General features: G+C 67.1%; 17 protein-coding genes. 10 read left to right on the top strand and 7 right to left on the bottom strand.

Annotated features, from left to right (window positions below; genetic code table 11):
* Positions 1-534 precede the first annotated feature (534 nt).
* Together QK444_RS18310 and QK444_RS18315 are read left to right on the top strand one after the other, a co-directional pair.
* Positions 535-1,542, top strand: coding sequence for a cytochrome c oxidase subunit II (locus tag QK444_RS18310; RefSeq protein ID WP_051037085.1), 1,008 nt, complete (start codon positions 535-537; stop codon positions 1,540-1,542).
* A 13-nt stretch (positions 1,543-1,555) separates the two neighbouring features.
* Entirely contained in the window at positions 1,556-1,972 is a 417-nt protein-coding gene (locus tag QK444_RS18315) for a cytochrome c oxidase subunit 4 (protein ID WP_029929418.1), read from the top strand.
* 74 nt (positions 1,973-2,046) lie between these two features.
* Here the strand turns inward: QK444_RS18315 and QK444_RS18320 are convergent, their stop codons facing one another.
* The 3 genes from QK444_RS18320 to QK444_RS18330 all read right to left on the bottom strand — a co-directional run bounded on the left by QK444_RS18320 (position 2,047) and on the right by QK444_RS18330 (position 4,745).
* Entirely contained in the window at positions 2,047-2,916 is an 870-nt protein-coding gene (locus tag QK444_RS18320) for an NAD(P)H-binding protein (protein ID WP_282781905.1), read from the bottom strand.
* 78 nt (positions 2,917-2,994) lie between these two features.
* Complete coding sequence (locus QK444_RS18325; RefSeq protein ID WP_282781907.1) at positions 2,995-4,155, bottom strand: FAD-dependent monooxygenase; 1,161 nt, start codon at positions 4,153-4,155, stop codon at positions 2,995-2,997.
* Positions 4,143-4,745: a TetR family transcriptional regulator gene (locus QK444_RS18330; RefSeq protein ID WP_282781909.1), complete on the bottom strand. Its 603-nt coding sequence runs from the start codon at positions 4,743-4,745 to the stop codon at positions 4,143-4,145. Before QK444_RS18330 ends, QK444_RS18325 begins: the two co-directional genes overlap by 13 nt.
* A gap of 178 nt (positions 4,746-4,923) precedes the next feature.
* Here QK444_RS18330 and QK444_RS18335 point away from each other — a divergent pair, with 178 nt between their 5' ends.
* The gene (locus tag QK444_RS18335; protein ID WP_282781911.1) at positions 4,924-5,448 is read left to right on the top strand and encodes a hypothetical protein; all 525 of its coding nucleotides are present in this window, start codon (positions 4,924-4,926) and stop codon (positions 5,446-5,448) included.
* 98 nt (positions 5,449-5,546) lie between these two features.
* Here QK444_RS18335 and QK444_RS18340 read toward each other — a convergent pair whose 3' ends face one another.
* The 3 genes from QK444_RS18340 to QK444_RS18350 all read right to left on the bottom strand — a co-directional run bounded on the left by QK444_RS18340 (position 5,547) and on the right by QK444_RS18350 (position 9,345).
* Positions 5,547-6,350 carry an SDR family NAD(P)-dependent oxidoreductase gene (locus tag QK444_RS18340; protein ID WP_282781913.1) on the bottom strand — a complete coding sequence of 268 codons (804 nt, stop codon included), beginning with the start codon at positions 6,348-6,350 and terminating at the stop codon, positions 5,547-5,549.
* Between the two features lie 120 nt (positions 6,351-6,470).
* Positions 6,471-7,730 carry an FAD-binding oxidoreductase gene (locus QK444_RS18345; protein WP_282781914.1) on the bottom strand — a complete coding sequence of 420 codons (1,260 nt, stop codon included), beginning with the start codon at positions 7,728-7,730 and terminating at the stop codon, positions 6,471-6,473.
* 55 nt (positions 7,731-7,785) lie between these two features.
* Positions 7,786-9,345, bottom strand: coding sequence for an alkaline phosphatase D family protein (locus QK444_RS18350; RefSeq protein ID WP_282781916.1), 1,560 nt, complete (start codon positions 9,343-9,345; stop codon positions 7,786-7,788).
* A 138-nt stretch (positions 9,346-9,483) separates the two neighbouring features.
* On the opposite strand from QK444_RS18350, the gene QK444_RS18355 reads away from it, so the two are divergent.
* The 7 genes from QK444_RS18355 (at position 9,484) to QK444_RS18385 (ending at position 14,296) form a co-directional block, all read left to right on the top strand.
* A complete protein-coding gene (locus tag QK444_RS18355) occupies positions 9,484-10,653 on the top strand; it encodes a DUF222 domain-containing protein (RefSeq protein ID WP_282781917.1) in 1,170 nt (389 codons plus the stop codon).
* On the top strand, positions 10,641-10,949 hold the full coding sequence (locus QK444_RS18360; RefSeq protein ID WP_282781919.1) for an HNH endonuclease signature motif containing protein: 309 nt from the start codon (positions 10,641-10,643) through the stop codon (positions 10,947-10,949). Before QK444_RS18355 ends, QK444_RS18360 begins: the two co-directional genes overlap by 13 nt.
* Positions 10,950-11,602: 653 nt before the next feature.
* Positions 11,603-11,905 (top strand): hypothetical protein, encoded by a 303-nt coding sequence (locus QK444_RS18365; RefSeq protein ID WP_282781921.1) that lies wholly within the window; start codon positions 11,603-11,605, stop codon positions 11,903-11,905.
* A 241-nt stretch (positions 11,906-12,146) separates the two neighbouring features.
* Positions 12,147-13,022 (top strand): alpha/beta hydrolase, encoded by an 876-nt coding sequence (locus tag QK444_RS18370; protein WP_282781923.1) that lies wholly within the window; start codon positions 12,147-12,149, stop codon positions 13,020-13,022.
* Positions 13,015-13,353: a hypothetical protein gene (locus QK444_RS18375; protein WP_282781924.1), complete on the top strand. Its 339-nt coding sequence runs from the start codon at positions 13,015-13,017 to the stop codon at positions 13,351-13,353. Before QK444_RS18370 ends, QK444_RS18375 begins: the two co-directional genes overlap by 8 nt.
* Positions 13,354-13,442: 89 nt before the next feature.
* The gene (locus QK444_RS18380) at positions 13,443-13,715 is read left to right on the top strand and encodes a hypothetical protein (RefSeq protein WP_282781926.1); all 273 of its coding nucleotides are present in this window, start codon (positions 13,443-13,445) and stop codon (positions 13,713-13,715) included.
* A gap of 5 nt (positions 13,716-13,720) precedes the next feature.
* Positions 13,721-14,296, top strand: a complete 576-nt coding sequence (locus tag QK444_RS18385; protein ID WP_282781929.1) for a hypothetical protein — start codon at positions 13,721-13,723, stop codon at positions 14,294-14,296.
* Between the two features lie 29 nt (positions 14,297-14,325).
* Here the strand turns inward: QK444_RS18385 and QK444_RS18390 are convergent.
* A partial coding sequence (locus tag QK444_RS18390; protein ID WP_282781931.1) for a hypothetical protein occupies positions 14,326-14,718 on the bottom strand: 393 nt, incomplete at its 5' end.

The following is a 14,718-nucleotide window of genomic DNA, read 5'->3' on the forward strand; positions in this document are numbered from 1 at the left end:
AGACCGGGGACGCGCCGCGAACCAGGGGTGTTGTGCCTTGGGGCGGGCGTGTTGTGCCTTGGGGTGGGGTGGCTGGGGGTGTCTCAGCTCGGGGTGGGGTGCTTGCGGCTCGGGCAGGGGTGGTGTGTCTTGGGCTGGGGTTATCGGTCGGGTCTGGGGGCGTGGTGGTTCGGGGTGGGGTTATCGGTCGGGAGCAGGGTTGTCGTGCTGCGGGGACCAGGGGAGTTGGGGCGCAGGGGGTGTGGCGGGGCGTGTCGTGGGCGACCCGATCACATCCAGGGCGGTGGTTTGGTCTACGCTGCGTAGTATTCGGGAACTCCCGGAGTCGGTGGCGCGTTGTGCGCCCGACCCTGAGAATTTCCCAAACGTGCTGAATATGTGCCGTCCGGCGGAAGGGAGTCCGGGCGGCGCCGTGTCGAATAGACGACCAGGAAGGCGTTGAGCGTGGCGCACAAGGCGAGCGAGGCGATAGGGGCACGACCCGCCCAGGGTCGGCGGGGCCGTATCCTTCGGCGGGCCGGGCTGGCGGTGTCCATGGGGATGACCGCGATGCTCGTCTCCGGCTGCTCGATCGATAACCCGTGGCTTCGGTTCGGCTGGCCCTCGGGTGTCACGCCGCAGGCCACCAAGATGCGGGAGCTGTGGACCTGGTCCGTGCTCGCCGCGCTGGCGATGGGCGTGCTGGTCTGGGGTCTGACCTTCTGGACCGTCATCTTCCACCGCAAGAAGAAGAACTCGCCGGAGTTCCCGCGCCAGACCGGCTACAACGTGCCGCTGGAGCTGACCTACACGGCGATCCCGTTCGTGATCATCGCGGTGCTGTTCTACTTCACCGTGGTCGTGCAGAACTACGTGCACGAGAAGGTCGACAACCCGGATGTGGTGGTCGACGTGACCGCCTTCCAGTGGAACTGGAAGTTCGGCTACCAGAAGGTCGACTTCAAGGACGGTGGCCTCCAGTACGACGGCGTCGACGCCGAGCGCGAGGAGATGAACACCCAGATCCGGGAAGAGTGCCTGGAGCGCAAGAACGACGAGGGCCACCCGCAGCCGTGCCCGAACAACGGTCTGCCGGCCAATGACATCTCCTACCTGAACTACGACAAGATCGAGACCATCGGCACCTCGGAGGAGATCCCGGTGCTGGTCCTGCCGACCGGCAAGGTCATCGAGTTCGAGCTGGCGGCCGCGGACGTCATCCACGCCTTCTGGGTGCCGGAGTTCCTGTTCAAGCGCGACGTCATGCCGAACCCGAAGGAAAACCACTCGGACAACACCTTCCAGATCACCAAGATCGAAAAGGAAGGCGCGTTCGTCGGCCGCTGCGCGGAAATGTGCGGCACCTTCCACTCCATGATGAACTTCGAGGTCCGCGCGGTGACGCCGGAGAAGTTCGAGCAGTACCTGAAGGAGCGCGAGTCCGGTAAGACCAATGCCGAGGCATTGGCCGCCATCGGTGAGTCGCCGGTCGCCGTGACCACCAAGCCCTTCGACACCGAACGTACGGCCCGTGGTGAGGGCCTTACGGAAGCCGCCAAGTGAGGACTGAACTGACATGAAGGTCGAAGCTCGCATCTTCGAACTGATCACGATCTTCTTCGTGCTCGTGGCGATCGTGTACGGCTACTTCACCGCCCAGTCGCGCACCGGCGTCGAATGGGCGGGCACCACCGCCATCGTGCTGTCGGCGGGCCTGTCGCTGATCGTCGGCACCTACTTCCGCTTCGTGGCGCGACGTCTCGACCTGCGCCCCGAGGACTTCGAGGACGCCGAGATCGCGGACGGCGCGGGCGATCTGGGCTTCTTCTCGCCCGGTTCGTTCTGGCCCATCCTGCTGGCCGCGGCCGGCTCGGTCGCCGCGCTGGGCTTCGCGTTCTTCCAGTTCTGGCTGATCGGCGTCGGCGTGGTGCTGATCCTGATCGCCGCGGGCGGTCTGGTGTTCGAGTACCACCTCGGCCCCGAGAAGCACTGACCCGAGCACACCAAGCGCCCCGCCCGGATTCCGGGCGGGGCGTTCTGCTGTCCGGTGACGTGCCGCGGTTCGGGCTATCGAGCCAGTGACGCGTAGTAGTCGCCGAGGGTGCGCGTTCCGTAAGTCGTTCCGACGGAGTCGGTTCGCATGCCGTCCAGGAAGAACCGCATGAGGGTGGCGGCGCGTGGGCTGGTGCGGTCGGCGAGCCATACCGCGGTCGATGTCAACGCGCCGGGCACCCGGAGATACCGCTCGCGCCGCCCGGCCGCGTCGAACGCCAGGCGTACGATCTCCCGGTAGCTCAGCACCTCGGGTCCGCCGATCTCCCACGTGCCCGCGCCCTCCGGGAGCACGGAGACGCAGAAGTCCGCGAGGTCGGCGCCGTGGATGGGGGACAGTCGCACACTCCCGTCACCCAGTCCGAACACCACGCCGCGCCGGGCGAGATCGTAGATTTCCGTGAGGTCGGAGAAGTAGCCCGACGGATTGACGATCTGCGGACTCACCCGAGATCGGCTCAGCGCCGCCGTGAACGCGTGCTTCGCGCGGGTGAGCGCCGAGGTGCCGGTGTCGACGTTCATGACTCCGACGTAGAGGAACGAGGCGGCGCCGTGCTGTTCCGCCAATTCCAGATAGCGCAGGTTCAGCAGGAAGTCGACGTCCCACGGGTCCGCCCGCTGCCGGGTGACGCCGAGCGCCGACACGACATGGTCCACGTCGGCCACGACCGATGCGTCGAGGTGGGAGCCGCCGTCGGCGACGATCCACTCGTCGACCAGGTCGTTGAGGCCGGGCGCACCGTGCGCGCCGGGGGCCAGCGCCCGCTGCTTGTCGCGGACCACCGCGCGGACCCGATACCCCTGGTCGTGCAGTCGCGCGACGATGTGGCGGCCCAAATAGCCGGTCGCTCCGGCGACGAGGACCAGTTTCCGGTCGTCTCTCAAGAGATTGCCTTTCCGGTGTAGGTCGATCTGGTGTAGGTCGGTCTGGTGTCGGGCGATGTCGATACGTGCTGATGGGACTCAGGTCTCGGCCAGCACGCTGGTGGTGTCGCCGTATCCGCGGCGCAGCAGGCCGACGAAGGCGTCCCGCATGACGACGCTGGAGACCAGTGTCTGAACGGCGATGCCGGTGCGTGTCGCGGGGACGAGGGAGCGCGCGATGGCGCGGGCGCGGTCCTGGCGCTGATCTACGGCGGCGCGCAGTCGCGCCTCGTAGGCGTGGAAGGCGGCCACGTGCTCCGAATGCCGGTGCAGCGCCTCGGCGAGGAGATAGCCACCGGCCATGGCCATGGACGCCCCCTGCGCGGAGGTCAGCGTCATGGCCGCGGCGGCGTCGCCGATCAGGGCGACGCGGCCGCGGTGCCAGCTCGGCATCCGGATCTGGGTCAAGCTGTCCATGAAGAGGTCGTCGGCCGGGGCCGCCGCGAGCAGGCGCGGGGTGATCCAACCCATCCCGTCGAACGCCGCGCGCAGTGCCGCGGGTCGCTCGGCCCGCGGTGGAACGAATCGTTGTGTGCGATAAAGGAAGAGCGCGATCAGTTCGCCGGGAGTGTCGGTGGGATAGAGCACCGTCTGTCGCCCGGGCTCGCTGTAGTGGACGCGCCGCGGCCCGAGATCGTAGGTGTCGGCCACGGGGTAGCAGGCCATGGTGTAGCCGAGGTGCCGGGCGAAGCCGGGCTCGGGGCCGAAGACGAGCTCGCGGGTCGCCGAGTGCACGCCGTCCGCACCGATGAGCAGATCGAAGCTGTCCTCGGTGCCGTCGGCGAAGGCGACGTCGACACCGTCCGGTCGTTGCCGCACGGTCGTGACCCGCTGCTCGTGGCGGACCTCGACCCTATTCCGTACGGCATCGGCGAGCGCCTCCTCCAGCCTGGCGTGCATCAGGGCGAGATAGGGGCCGCCGATCACCTTCTCCAGCACGCGTCGTTCCAGCCGTGCGTGTGGCCTACCCCGGGTGTCGACGGTGCGGATGTCTTCGGTGGGCAGCTGCCGCGCGGCGAGCCGGTCGGTCAGGCCCATCCGGGCGGCGATGTCGTATCCGGTGCCGAAGAAGTCGATGCCATAGCCGCCGTACCGGCCACGCGGTGCGCGCTCGACCACGACCGGTTCATGGCCGTAATGATGCAACCAGTACGCGAGGGTAAGTCCGGCGATTCCGCCGCCGGGGATCAGGATCCGCATGACTCGTCGCCCAGGAGGGTGCCGAGGACGGCCAGCGCGGGATCGATCGGCAGCTCGTCGTCGAGTTCGCGATGCAGGAGCAGGCCGTCCAGGAGGGCCGCGACGAGGACGGCGGCTCCGCTCCGCTGCGCGGGTGTCCACTCCGGATTCAGGTCGCCGAGCCACTCCGCGATCCGCTCGCGTGCCTCACGCAGACTCTCCCGCAAGGCCACGCCGAGTGCGGGGTCCTGCCGTGTCCCCGACACCAATTCGACTGCCAGCCGGACCATCTGGTCGTCGGTGGCCACCCGCGAGATCGTCGACCGCATCGCGGCTATCGCCGAGTGTGCGTCCGATGCGCCCAGCAGCGCGTCGACAACGGGGGCGAGGGCTCGCTCACCCGCGCGTTCGGCGATGGCCAGGTGCAGGCCGGGCAGGCCGCCGAAGTGATAGTGGATGAGCCCGGCATTGGCTCCACTGCGCGCGGCCAGTGCTCGCGTCGTGACGGCCGCCCAGCCGCCCTCGATGAGCAGCGCCACCCCCGCTTCGATGAGTTCCTCGCGTCGTTGCCGACCCCGATTAGAATTTGCTCGTTCGACTAACTTAGGCACTCGACTAATGTAGCTCGGAGTCGTGAGCACTGGCAACCATCGCGGTCCGAGTCGCCGCCGGGGTCCACTCGGGTGCGTCGCTCGGCGGCCGCGCGGGTTCATCGCATTTCGGCTCGTCGCCGCGCATGGTTGCGCTACGGTCGGCTGTCATTTCGAACGATCACGAGGAAAGGGCGGGATGAAGCTTCGTATTTCCACGCTGGCGGTGCCAGCCCTTTGTGTGCTGTTCACGACCGCGGGTGCCGCCGTCACGGCGGGTCCGGCCGCGGCGACCGCGATCTCCGGGGGCTGTGCGGGCGGGCATGTGCAGTTCATGTCCGACACTCCCATCGGTCTGGAGCCCACGCAGGTGACGGCGCGGCTGGACGGCGATCTGCACACCTGCGTCGGCACCCCGACCGAGGAGGGTGGCTGGTCCACCGATTTCGTCGGCGAGGCCAGCTGCCTGGGCGTCAACGGGAAGCTCGACGCCACCTTCAACTGGGCCAATGGTGAGGTCAGTCGCATTGTCGGGCCGTTCGCGCTGAACGGCTACGGTGCGCCCGCGACCAATACGCTCCAGATCGTGGAGGGGCCGGGCGCCGGGGGCACGGTGGTGATCACGACCGGCCCGATCGAGAAGGCGGGTGGCTCGGTGACCACCTGTATCGACGGACCCATCCGGAATGTCGGAATGCCGGTCACCGGAGCGCAATTCGCGTGAGTGTGAGAGGCGGGGTGCTCGGCGGCGGGCACCCCGCCTTCCCCTCATCCGCGCAATTGCCGAAAGCGCTGTATGCCGCGCTGCTACCTGTCGAGGCGCTACATGCCGAAGGCGTGCATGAGGCGGCTGGTGGAGCGGGGCGCGACGCCCGCGAGCCCGCGCAGGGTGCGGGAGAAGCGGGGCTCCACCCGGCTGGGCCGCGTGCGGATGGCGTGCTCGATCCAGCGGGCCGCCTCGGCGGGCACCGAGACCGGATGCTCGGCGTAGTAGTCCGGCGATTCGGCGTCGGCCTTGAAGGCCGGATACTGCACCGAGGTGACGTGGATGCCGCGCGGCGACAGTTCCGCGTCCGCACAGTCGCCGAAGGTGGTCCAGGCGGCCTGAGCGCTGGCGTAGGAGGCGAAGTTCGGTGCGGCTCCGGTGGACAGGCTCCACGGCCCCACATTGACCACATGCCCGGATCCGCTGGCCAGCATGGCCGGGATCAGGCCGAGGGTGAGCCGGAGCGGGCCGAAGTAGTTGGCGGCCATCATGCGCTGATAGTCGCGGAACTTGTCCAGCGATTGCAGCACCGGGCGGCGCAGCGGGCGGCCCGCATTGTTGACCAGCACGTCGATGCGCTCGAATTCGGCGATCGCCCATTCGACGAGTTGATCCACATCGCCGAGGGCGGAGATGTCGCAGCGGTGCCAGCGGGCCGAACCGCCCGCTTGGACAATGGTATTGGTATCGGAGATCAGGAGATCGCCGCGGCGTGCCACCAGCAGCACCTCCGCGCCCTGGAGGGCTAGCAGCCGGGCGGTGGCGCGGCCGATATCGGAACAGGCATCGGTGATGACGATTCGTTTGCCCGCGATGGATTCGGCGGCGGGCCGACGGCGATCATGGCGGAATTCGATCATGGAACAGGCAACCTTCGTGTGGGAACGAGCCGAACCATGCATCAGCACCCCGCCGACAGTGCCGATACCGGCCGCACATCGCCGCTGACTGATTGCCAGGAGTGTGCGGCGGAACACAGTCTAGTCGGTCGGGTCATACCGCCGGGCGCGTTCGGCGACACAGATCTCGTCGATTCCGGACACGATGTCGCGCAGCATCTCCGAGGGCAGCGCGGCAGGCCGCAGCCGACAGGTGAAGGTGATGAAACCGTGGTCCTCGCCGTCGAGTTCGCGCAGGTAGGGGGATCGCACACCGTAGGTCATGGCCGAGATGACGGTGAAGCAGCCGGTGCGTTCGCGCAGGTCGGAGAACAGGTCGTGCAGGCCGTGGAAGACCCGTGCGTAGGTGGACATGGGGGCGAACAGCGAGATGCGGTACGCCGGACCGCGTTCGGAGGAACTGATGACGGTATCGGCCAGAAACTCCGCGTCCCGCAGCGTCAGCACCTTCGGAGCGAACATGAGCGCACCGGCCGCGGCATAGCGCACCGGCATACCCGCGCGGCCGCCCGCCGAGGAGGCGATGGCGCCCAGCGACTTTCGGGCCCGCGCGCCGACCTCGCGCCGGGCGCGCAGCGAACCGGTCGGCGTGGTCGGGTGCAGGCTCGACCACTGCCCGAACCGCATGGTGCCCAGTTTGACCTGTCCGGTGCCGACCGGTCGCGACACCCGCAGCGGCGCGGTGTCGACCCACCGGCCCACCTGGAGTACCGCGTCACCGGGTCGGGTGATCTCCTGCACCGACTGGTCGACGAAGGTGTCGAAATCCAGGAAGCGGTGTGCGTCGGTGGTGAGCCAGGTGCGGTCCTTGTCCACCGTGCGCACGTCGAGGGTGAGCGCGGTGATGATGCCGGTGCGTCCGCCGCCGCCGAGGATGCGCCGGAACCGCTCGGTATTGTGGCTGCGCCCGCAGGTGCCGAATCGTCCGTCCTGATCGACGTATTCGAGTTCCACCACATTGTCGCTGAACATGCCGAACCGGTGGGAGGCGGAACTGAGCCCGCCGACCGCCGCGAATCCGCCCGCGGTGATCTCGCGGTGGTCGCCCACGATCGGCAGGCCCAGCCCGTGCGCACCCAGCGTGCGGTCGATCTCGGCCAGCCGCGCCCCCGCCTGCACCCGCACCGTGCGGGCATCGGCGTCGACCACCTGCACCCGGTTCATCTTCCGCATGGACAGCACCGCACCCTGCTCCGGCACCGCCAGCTCGTCCTCGGCCCGCTCGCCACCCCGGATGATCAGCGGTTTCGTCGACAGGCGCGAATCCCGAACCGTGCGAACCACATCCGCGGTGTCACGGGGCAGGAACTCATCTCCGATGGTGGGTGCGGACGTGCTCATGGCGCTACAGCTAACCACAAAACCGGAGGTTGCGCGCCCCTGTCCCGATGGCCGATCAGCCAGCGGGAGACAAGCGCTGAGTGAACAGGATCTTCCCGCTCGCGTCGCACAGATTCACCGTCAACTCCCGGCTGCGCCCGTCGATGAGCACCTCGCCGAAATGCTGGAACTCACCGTCCAGCGGAGAGGTGTTCGGCGTGGCCGGGGCGTGCACGAATACCGCCTCCGGCCCGAAGGTGCCATCCAGGTCGTTGGGTCCGAACGCACCGGCATTGAGCGGGCCGGACACGAACTCCCAGAACTCGTCGAAATCGGTGAAGGCGGCCCGGCTCGGAGAGTAGTGGTGGGCGGCGGTGTAGTGCACGTCGGCCGTCAACCAGACCACCCCGGTCACCCGGTTCGTCTTGATCGAGGACAGCACTCGCGCGATCTCGGCCTCCCGTCCCGAGGGCGCGCCCGGATCGTTGTTGGCCACCCCTTCGAAAGCGGTCCGGTCCTTCTGCTCACCGTCCTTGACCACCAGCCCCAGCGGCAAATCGTTGGCGACGATCTTCCAGGTGGCCGTGGAATCACGCAGACCGTCCATGAGCCACCGGGTTTGGGCCGGTCCGAGAATCCGGCCGTCGGCCCCGGTGTTCTCGGTATTGGGATCCTTGTAGGTGCGCATATCGAGCACGAACACGTCCAGCAGCGGCCCGTAGGAAACCTTGCGGAACAGTCGACCGTCCACGGCCTCCCGGGGATCCACCGGCATCCATTCGTGGAACGCCTGCCACGAGCGGGTGGCGAGGGTGTCCATATTCCGTTCCGAGTAGCCCTTGGCGGCGGCGACCGTCCCACCCGGCGACCAGTTGTTCACGGTCTCGTGGTCGTCCCACTGCACCAGCTGCGCGACCGAGCCGTTGAACCGCCGGTAGTTCTCGTCGGACAGGTTGTAGGCGTAGTTGCCCCGGAATTGTTCGAGAGTCTGCGCCACAGCCGATTTCGCCTCGGTGACGGTGTTGCGCCAGACTCGGCCGTCCGGCAGGGTGACCGACTCCTGGAGCGGACCGTCGGCGTAGATGGAGTCACCGGAGTGCAGGAACAGGTGCGGGTCGCGAGCGGCCATGGTGGAGAAGACCTGCATGCCACCGAGATCCGGATTGCTGCCGTACCCCTGACCTGCCACATCGCCGGACCAGAGGATCTTGATATCCGACGGCGCGCTGGGAACGGTGCGGAAGACGCCCGTGATCGGCTCGGACGTCGCACCGTCCGCGGCCTCCAGGGTGACCCGGTAGTGCACCTGCTGACCCGGCTGCAACCCGGCGATCCGGAGCCGCCCGGTGCCGTCCGTCTCCGGTGTCAGCAGCGGGCCCTCGAAACGCCGTGGGTCGTTGAAGGATTCGGTACCGGCGGTTTCGACGATGAGCTTGGCCGGGGCATCGGAGCGTGCCCAGATGAGGGCACCGTCCGGGCGCGGATCGCCGACCGCGACCCCGTGCGTGAGCGTGGGGCGCTGGCGGACGACGGCCGGGCCGTCAGTGGAGCAGGAGATCAGCGCGGGAGCGGCCACCAAGCCGAAGGCGGAGGTGCGCAAAAGGGTGCGTCGAGTGAAGCCGGTGTGTAGGGCCATGGGGGTGACCTTTGCCGAGGTTTCTCAACGGACTTTGAACGGCAGATGACGAGAGAAGGACAAATCCGGCTTGCTGGAAGGGGTGCGTGAATTGGTTTTCTCATTCTGCCGCAACCCTTTTCCCGATAGAATTACGGCATGAATACGAGCCGGGCGGGTGAGGTATTCGCGGTCGTGGAGGAATTGACGACCGCGACCACCGCCCTGCTCGACGAAGACCTCACCCGCTACACCGACACCGACTTCGTGGAACTGATGCGACGCGTCGAAGCCGTCCGCGCCCGACTGGGTGCGGTGTCGCATCGCCTGGTCATCGAGACCAGTGACCGGCACCTGCCCGAACGCGCCGGATGCAAGAGCCTGGCCAAATATTTGAGTGAAACCCTGCGGATCTCGATGGCCGAGGCCGGAACACGACGCCGCGCGGCGGAGAAACTCGGCGTGTTCCATTTCGTGCACGGCGAAGACCGGGAACCGGAATACCCGCACACCGCCGCCCACCAAGCGGCCGGGCTGCTGTCGGTCGAACACGCGCGGCGCATCATGACGGTCATGGACCGCATCCCCGCCGCCGTACCGACCGAATTACGGGTAGAGGCCGAACAGCTGTTGGCCCGGCACGCGTGCGAGCTGACACCGGACGCGATCGTGACGGTCGGGGAATCGATCCTGGCCCACCTCGACCCCGACGGCACCCTGACCGACGATCGTGACCGTGCCCGCGTCCGGGGGATCACGGTGGGACGTCAACGCATCGACGGCATGACCGAGATCACCGGGCTGCTCACCCCCCAGTTGCGGGCGCTGCTGGACGCGGTGCTGGCCAAGGGCGCGCGACCGGGCATGTGCAACCCCACCGACCCCGACAGCCCCACCCTGGGTGCCCGCGCCATCGACCCGAAACACCTCGAGGCCGCTGCCGGACGCGACACCCGCACGGTGGCCCAACGCAACCATGACGCCCTCACCGCGTTCCTGACCGCGACCGGGGGCGCGAAAACCCTCGGCAGCCACCGCGGCATGCCCGTCTCGGTCGTGCTCACCATGCGCCTGAGGACCTCGAACGCGGCACCGGGCACGCGGTCACCGCCGCGGGCACGACCATGTCGATCCCGGCCGCGTTGCGGCTGGCCGAAGGCCGCTACCCGTGGCTGTTGCTCTTCGGCCGCGACGGCGTCCCCCTCTACCTCGGACGCGGACAACGCCTCGCCTCCCGCTGGCAGCGGCTGGCGTGTGTGGCCCGCGACCGCGGCTGTACCTTCCCTGGTTGTGACGTGCCCGCGACGATGTGCGCGGTGCACCATCTGATCCCGTGGGCACACCACGGCGGCACCGATATCGACAACCTCACCCTGGTCTGCGACCGGCACCACGCCCAGGTCGCCGAGGACGCCGACGACCCCACCGGATGGGCCACCGAACGCCTCGACACGCACACCCGGTATCCGGGTCGTACCGGGTGGCGGCCCCCCGCCCACCACGACCCGGCACGGGGGCGGCGGGTCAACCACCGCCACCACGGCGACGAACTCCTCGGCCCCGCCATCCACCGACTGCGCGTCAAACAAGACGCTGGGCTACCACCGCCGCCCCTGCGGCAATAACCCCTGGCACGGCGACAAGCCCCACCATTACGGTCGTAAGCCCCAGTCGCCTGACCCCGACCCGGCCCGCCGCAGCCGGTATCACGACCAGAGCGAGGGGCACGGTCGACCTCACGGTTAGGGCGAGAGGACCGCCGATGTCGCGGGACCGGAGCAGACCGACAATGTGATAGGGGCCCGCGCGGAAACCCATTCCGTGCGGGGTATATCCACGCCTACAGATCAAAGCCCGCTGCGAGACGGAGACATCACGGCTGACGGTCGGCTTCGGTGTGTCGCCGCAATTGATCGAGGTTTGCGCTCGCAGCGGAATCCTGCGTCTGGGAGTGGGTTGCGAACCACGAATCGGAATGCGGCAGGTCGCGGATTCGTCCGCGCCGCCGTGGCCCTGCCCAATGGACGCACGGATATGCTGCTTGCAGGGTGGCCTGGGCACGACTTTTGCGTCGCGACGGGGGCGCGAATCGCGGACCGGGCGCAGTGGAATGCTGGACAGATGAGGTTGATCGGCAGCGACGGGTACGGGGTGGAACTGGGCGTGGTGGGTTACCAATTCCCGGATGCGGTCGAACCGCAACAGCGGAGGAGCTGGCTGGCCGTCACCGGGACTGCGTACTGCCCTCAGGGAACAGGGTCCTTTCCGGTGCCAGGCGTTGACCCCGGAGGACGGCGTCGCGTTGGCGCAGTGGCTTCACCATGCGGGGGAGTTGTCTGCTGACAACGAGCACTCGAGTGTGCGACTGAGTTTCACTGCACCGCACTTGACCTTCTCCTACGTCACGGCCGAGACGAGTTCGATCAATCCGAGTATCGGTCTGGATCTGGAGCTCTCGCCGCCGTGGCGACGGCATACCCGTGCGGGCAATCCATTTGTTATTTCGTGCCGGGTCGACGCGGTGTCCGTGTCGGCGGCGGCGGACGATTGGACTGCCGAGATCGATTCGTACCCACCCTGAGGGTGCGTGGTGGTTGACGGCGAAACACGTTCTGTTGCCTGACCCGCGCGGACCGCACCGGCAGGCGCGGCGGGGCCGAAGACCAACCGCCGAGCCGACTTGAAGCCGACAGAACCTCTGTAACTGCCGATCACACGACATACGTGCTCTGGGACCAGTGGTAAACCCGCACGTCTACCGTCTTCATTTCGCCGAGGGGTGAAGCAGCGCACGAGCTTTGGGGGCGAGGCGACTGACGGAAATGCGAGAATACTTCATGTGGTCTACACCTGACAGTGTTATCTCGGCCGACGGCACTCGTATCGTCTTCCAGGCTCTCGGTGACGGGCCGCCGCTGGTAGTCATGCACGGTGCGCCGGTCACGGTGGAGACCTACTATCCGATGGCCGAGCTGCTGGCCACCGACTATCGAGTCGTAGTCGTCTGTCGACGGGGCTACACACCGAGCGGAAGCGGTACACAACCACGCATCTTCGCCCGGCAGGTCGAGGATCTCGCCGCTGTGCTCGAACGCCAGGACGATGTGAGCTTCGTCTTCGGACATTCAGCCGGTGGCCTGGTTGTATTGGAGCCGCTGGTGGCTGCGGGCGTTTCGAGCATTCGGCGCTTCGCGCTGTACGAGGCGCCCCTGGCATTGGCGGGTGGTCCGCTCCGGCCGACACTGGAGCGAGCCCGCGAGCTCGTCGCCGACCATCCCGTCGACTCGGTGGTCGAATTCTTCCGGGCCGTACTCGATTCACCAGTTCCCGAGGGCATCCTGCGTTCGCTGGGAGCGGCCATGGCCGACCGAGCGCCTGGACTGATCGCTGACCTGGAATGCCTCAGCGCGATGGATCCGGACCTGAACCGCTGGTCCGCGACGGGCATTCCCGCCCTGCTGCTGGCAGCGCCGCCAGCGATCGGTATGGGCCGGAAAGCATGGAGAAACTCGATGCGGTATTGCCGGATTCACGATTCAGGTCGTTGGCCAGGCAGACCCACAATCCCGACGATTTCACGTCGGTTGCGGCTGTCCTGCGTGAATTCTTTCACTGAGCGCAGTCGCTCACCCGCTTCACGGCAGGTTGGCCGGAGGGGTACGGTGCGTATTGGTTTGGGAGAGAACAGCTGTGAGTAAGTCTCCAGAAGTCTCGGAAGTGATCGAGCAAGCCCGGCAGGGGCTTTCGCAGTGGAGTTCGGACTGTCTGGCCAATGCAGCGGAGATGAGTGACATCTTGGGTGCGGACGCTGATGATTATGTTCGTGATCCCGTGACGGCGTTTGGCGCGTGGCAAACGTACGTAGACGATTTGCCGTTCGAAGAGTTCGAGCGCAGTGATTGGGTCACACTGCGCACGGATCTGGTTTCCTATCTCGCCGACATCCTTGTCCGGAAGTTCGGTGCCGAATGGGACCTCATTGCGGATGACCTCGCGCCGCGCGGGCAGCGGCACCTGTCGGATCGATGACATTACGGTTGGGATCGATCACTGCCCGCGAACCGGTACATGCAGGCCGGGGGTGTTGCTGAGAATTTGCCGTGACATACTCGGTGCGTATGAGTGAACCCACGGACTGCTCCTCGGCCACTGTGCGCGGACGAGTGTTCTCCCTGCTGACCAGGGCCACTCGGCTGCGCGGCTTCACGCTGTATCTCCTGCTGGTCACCGTGGGCGGCGCGATTTCGCTGACCGTCGACCTGGTCTCCGGCCGGTACTCGTGGTCGATGCCGGGTGGTGTCGCATTTGTGGCGATCATGTGGTTTCTCGCCTGGCCCGGCGTGGTGCGGGCATGGCGGCGCACCGACATCGTGGCTCGGGAGCCGCGGTGATGGGAGTGAAGACGGTGCGAGGCGGCCGTGAGCGGCTGTGGGAACTGCGATTCGCCCCGCTGCGGGTGCTCGTTCCGGTGGTGTGTGCGGTGCTGTTGGGATTCGCGGCACTGACCGGATTCAACGAGTTCGGCGCTGCTCTGGCGGTGGGTTGTCTACCGGGTGCCGTATTGGGCATCGTGTTGGAGCGCGGACGCTATGGTGGTCGCGCGCGGATGCGACAGTTCTACGGCGCCTTGCGCGCTCGGCAACTGCCCACTCTGGCCACCGCGGATGAGGCCGTCCACTGGCACCGTCTGATCGTCGGCGAACGTACCCGTCGGCGCGCCGGACTCGCGATGTCCTGGTTTCTTCCTGTCATCAGCGCTTTCTGCGTGATCTACGACATCATCGTTGTCCCCGAGGGGCCGTCCAGCAGTGGCCGCACTTTGCCCGTCCTGGCAGTGCTTCTGCTCGCCGTTTTCGCCTGGACCAGGTACGTCACTCCTCGAATCCTCGTCGCCCTCGATGTGTTGGCCCAGCAGGGGGCAGAACGCGGTTACGGCTACTGGCTCACCACCACCTGGCCCGCCGCGCATTGACCGGTGGCTGGAGTGCAGTGCGGGGTCGGTCAACGGTTGATGCGGGCTGCGGCTGCTCGCCGGTTGTCGTCGTCCTCGGTCGGGTCATGGCCGATATGGGCGAGTCGGTCGCGGACTTCGGGCAGGGACAGGTCGGCGTGCGCGATGCCGATCGCTCGGGTCCGGGATTCGCAGTCGTAGAGGCACTCGGTGGCTCGGCTGACGGGGAATTCTCGTGTGAGATGGCTCAGTTCCGTGGCGCATCGGGTTCGGAGATAGGAGTAGACGGTGTTGTCGAAGAGCTCCTCGATGGTCGGCGCGGCGGGGGAGTGGTGCAGGCGGCCGAGGGCGGTGACGAGGTCGTGCTGGGTGTAGATCTCGGTGTACGCCGAATCAATAAAAAAAAAACACAACTGACGCTGCCGACGAATTAGACGGTGTAG

It is taken from the genome of Nocardia sp. CC201C, from assembly GCF_030010695.1.
Taxonomy (GTDB): Bacteria; Actinomycetota; Actinomycetes; order Mycobacteriales; family Mycobacteriaceae; genus Nocardia; species Nocardia otitidiscaviarum.